Below are 3,574 nucleotides of genomic sequence, written 5' to 3'. Positions count from 1 at the left end.
GCAAGAAGCTGCGTGCAGGTCGGACCCGACTGAACATGCGTGAAGTCCAGAATCTTGATGCCGTCCAATGCTTTCATGAGTTCTCTCCCGCTCAGATATTCTTGGCTTGGGGGTAACGGTTCTGCGCTACCACCGAAGACGGGTTCAGGTTGCCGATGTTGCCGCTCTCCTTGCCGGCATCTTCGGCGATGATCGCGTTGATGAGCGTCGGCTTGCGGCTTGCGAAAGCTTCCTTGATCGCCTGCCGAAGCTCGTCGGGGTTGTCGGCGGTCACACCGACCCCACCGAAGGCCTGCATCATCAACTCGTATTTGCTGTCCTTGACGAACACCGTGGTCGAGGGATCTTCGCCGCCGGACCAGTTTTCGCCGTCACCGCGATAGATGCCGTTGTTGTTCATGATCACGATGCACACGGGCAGGTTGTAGCGGCAGACCGTCTCGATCTCCATCCCGCAGAAGCCGAACGCGCTGTCGCCTTCAACCGCGAGAACCTGGTCGCCGGTTTCCACGGCAGCGGCAATGGCAGAGCCCATGCCGACCCCCATGATACCCCAGGTGCCCACGTCCAGCCGCTTGCGGGGCTTGTGGATGTCCACGATCGAGCGACACTGGTCCAGCGCATTGGCGCCTTCGTTGACCAGAACCGTATCCGGGTTCTCTGCGATCAGGTCCTTGATGACGCCCAGAGAGCCCTGGTAGTCCATCGGAGAGTTGTTGTTCTTGAGGCGCGGGGCCATCCGTTCGATATTGGCCTCGACCTTGGAGCGCACGGCGCCGGTCCAGTCCTCGGACGGTTTTTCCCAGTTGCCACGGATCTTTTCCAGCAGAGCGCCGGCACAGCTGCCGATGTCACCGATCAGTGGCGCCGCGATGGGCTGGTTGCTGTCCATCTCGTTGGGTTCGATGTCGATCTGCACAAACTGCTTTGCGCCCTTCTCGCCCCAGGCCTTGCCCTCACCGTGGCTGAGCAGCCAGTTCAGGCGCGCGCCGATCAGAAAGACGCAGTCGCTTTCCTTGAGCACCAGTGATCGGGCCGCCGAGGCGCATTGCGGGTGCGTGTCGGGCAGAAGACCCTTGGCCATCGACATCGGCAGGTAGGGGAAGCCCAGGGTTTCCACCAGCTCCTTCACCTTTTCGTCTGCCTGCGCATAGGCGGCGCCCTTGCCGATGATGATCAGCGGTTTCTTGGCATTCTTCATCACGTCCAGCGCGCGATCCACCGCCTCGGGGCTGGGGACACTGGCGGGGGACGGATCCACGACCTTGATCAAGGACTTACTGCCCTCGACTTCGTCCATGACTTGCCCAAGAAGGGCACCGGGGACGTCAAGGTAGACACCGCCGGGGCGGCCCGTCAGGGCGGCGCGGACGGCACGGGCGACGCCGAGGCCGATATCCTCGGCGTGCAGGATGCGGTAGGCCGCCTTGGCATGGGGCCGCGCGATGGCCAACTGGTCCATCTCTTCGTAATCGCCACGCTGAAGGTCGACGACTTCACGCTCGGATGAACCAGAGATCAGGATCATCGGCCAGCAGTTCGTCGTGGCATGGGCAAGCGCGGTCAGGCCGTTCAGGAAGCCGGGGGCTGATACCGTCATGCAGACACCTGGCTTCTTGGTCAGGAAACCGGCGGCGGCGGCCGCGTATCCGGCATGCTGTTCGTGGCGGAAGGACAGGACCCGCATTCCCTGCGCCTGTGCGTAACGTCCGAGATCGGTAATCGGGATACCCGGTACGTTGTAGATCGTCTCGACGCCGTTCAACTTCAGCGCATCGATCAGAAGATGAAACCCGTCGGTCAGCGTTTCGGGATCCGTCTCGGTCCGCGCGACGAGGTCATCGGTCATCTGGGTCACACCCATAGTCTTCCTCCCTGTTCGGGGCCCCGTTCGGCCCCTTTCTAGTACTCATTCCTTGTTAGCTGACCCTGGCGCCTCCCGCGCCGACGGCCAGTTCGAAACTGCTCCAGGTGCGATTGACGTGCGTGTGCAACCGCATCGTGTGCTCGCGAACGAGGCGCTCCGACAGATCGGCATCCCGCGCTTCGATCGCTTCGATGATTTCTGCATGATCGACGACCGACCACCGCACGCGGTTGCCCTCGCCCATCGCCCGAACCCGCACCGCGTTCATGTGCAGGAACAGACCATCCGCCATTTTCCGCAGAAGTTTACAGCGCGAGATCTCGAGGATGCGCTGATGAAAGCGGATATTGTCGTCGGAGTATTCCGAGATACGCGTGTTGGCGATCTCGTCGTTGTACTTCGCCGCTATGGTGCGCAGGCTGGCGATTTCGCGATCCGTCGCGTGTTCGCAAGCCAAACGCGCCGCCATGCTTTCCAGCGCAGCCCACGCGATGATCATATCCAGAATATCGGCCAGGCTCTTGCGCTGCACGAACACGCCCTTGCGCGGCTGAACCTCGACAAGACCATCACGCTCCAGCCGGGCCACGGCCTCGCGCAGCGGTGTCCGCGAGACGCCCAGCTGCTCGGCCAGATCACGCTCGTCCAGACGCAGATCTGTCGCGCTGTCGTAGATGTTCATATCAGTGATCGCTGTCCGAAGCATTTCGTAGACGTGATCCTTCAGCGTGAAATTCGAAGGCACAGGTTTCAGCTTCATGCGCCCTCTCCGATCTCGTGTTGCGCGGCGTCGTTTGCGACGTTGGTATACCATACACAGCATACCTAACACGACAAACGATTTTTCAGTTCTGCTCGAAAAATCGCCGGAATCCGGCATGATTCCAGCCCGAAAATTCAAGCTAAACTTCTATTTATATTGAACTTTTTTCACACGAAAAAAATCTGCCCGAACGATCAATCAAGGTGATCAAAGGCGCGAATCTCGCAGGTTGCGATACTGTGAAATAGTTGGTATCTGGTATTCCACGAGGTCATCACCAAGTGCATGAAAGGACCTGTTTTTGCTTATCCGCGCCGACGAATCAGCCCTCATTGTCATCGACATGCAAGAGCGACTGGTGCCCGCAATGCAGGCGCCGGCCCGTACGATTCGCAACACGAGAACGCTCTGTGCCGGCGCACGAGAAATGAACATCCCCATCGTGATGACCGAACAATACCCCAAGGGTCTTGGCAAGACCGTGTCCGAGCTGGAGACGCCGGAAGCCACGGTGCTTCCGAAGATGCATTTCTCCTGCATGGAGGACGAGGATTTCGCAGCTCATTTCCGCAGCCTTGATCGTAAACAGGCCGTGATCGCGGGAATGGAGGCGCATATCTGCGTGGTCCAGACCGCCGCCAGCCTGATAGAGGAGGGCTACGAGGTTTTCGTGGTCTCCGACGCCACGGCCTCGCGCACGCTGGAAAGCGAAGCGGCCTGCATCGCCCGGCTCAACGCCTATGGCGCCGGGATCGTCACCACGGAAATGGTCGTTTTCGAGTGGCTTGGCAAAGCCGGGACACCGCAATTCAAGAACATGTTGCATCTCATCAAGTAAGTAAAAGCATCGGGAGGAGCTTTGAGACAATGAACATCCATGAATACCAGGCGAAGGCCTTGCTGCGCTCTTACGGGGCGCCTGTATCGGACGGGCGTGTCGTTTT

The 3,574-nt window shown here is 59.7% G+C and carries 3 protein-coding genes; 1 reads left to right on the top strand and 2 read right to left on the bottom strand.

The window, feature by feature from the left end; genetic code table 11:
- Positions 1–91: 91 nt before the first annotated feature.
- Together oxc and RBB18_RS23080 are read right to left on the bottom strand one after the other, a co-directional pair.
- A complete protein-coding gene (gene oxc / locus RBB18_RS23085; protein ID WP_245890600.1) occupies positions 92–1,864 on the bottom strand; it encodes an oxalyl-CoA decarboxylase in 1,773 nt (590 codons plus the stop codon).
- Between the two features lie 55 nt (positions 1,865–1,919).
- Complete coding sequence (locus tag RBB18_RS23080; protein ID WP_103765130.1) at positions 1,920–2,627, bottom strand: GntR family transcriptional regulator; 708 nt, start codon at positions 2,625–2,627, stop codon at positions 1,920–1,922.
- Positions 2,628–2,931: 304 nt separating this feature from the next.
- Here RBB18_RS23080 and RBB18_RS23075 point away from each other — a divergent pair, with 304 nt between their 5' ends.
- Positions 2,932–3,468 (top strand): hydrolase, encoded by a 537-nt coding sequence (locus RBB18_RS23075; protein ID WP_274594775.1) that lies wholly within the window; start codon positions 2,932–2,934, stop codon positions 3,466–3,468.
- The last annotated feature ends 106 nt before the right edge of the window (positions 3,469–3,574 follow it).

It is taken from the genome of Roseovarius sp. MMSF_3298 (assembly GCF_030733705.1).
Lineage (GTDB): Bacteria > Pseudomonadota > Alphaproteobacteria > Rhodobacterales > Rhodobacteraceae > Roseovarius > Roseovarius confluentis.
This window is presented reverse-complemented; position numbering and strand designations above follow the sequence as displayed.

What these genes read in the sequence shown, in the direction of transcription:
- oxc (WP_245890600.1), bottom strand. Translation starts at nt 1,864, where the DNA reads ATGGGTGTGACCCAGATGACCGATGACCTCGTCGCGCGGACCGAGACG.
- RBB18_RS23080 (WP_103765130.1), bottom strand. Translation starts at nt 2,627, where the DNA reads ATGAAGCTGAAACCTGTGCCTTCGAATTTCACGCTGAAGGATCACGTC.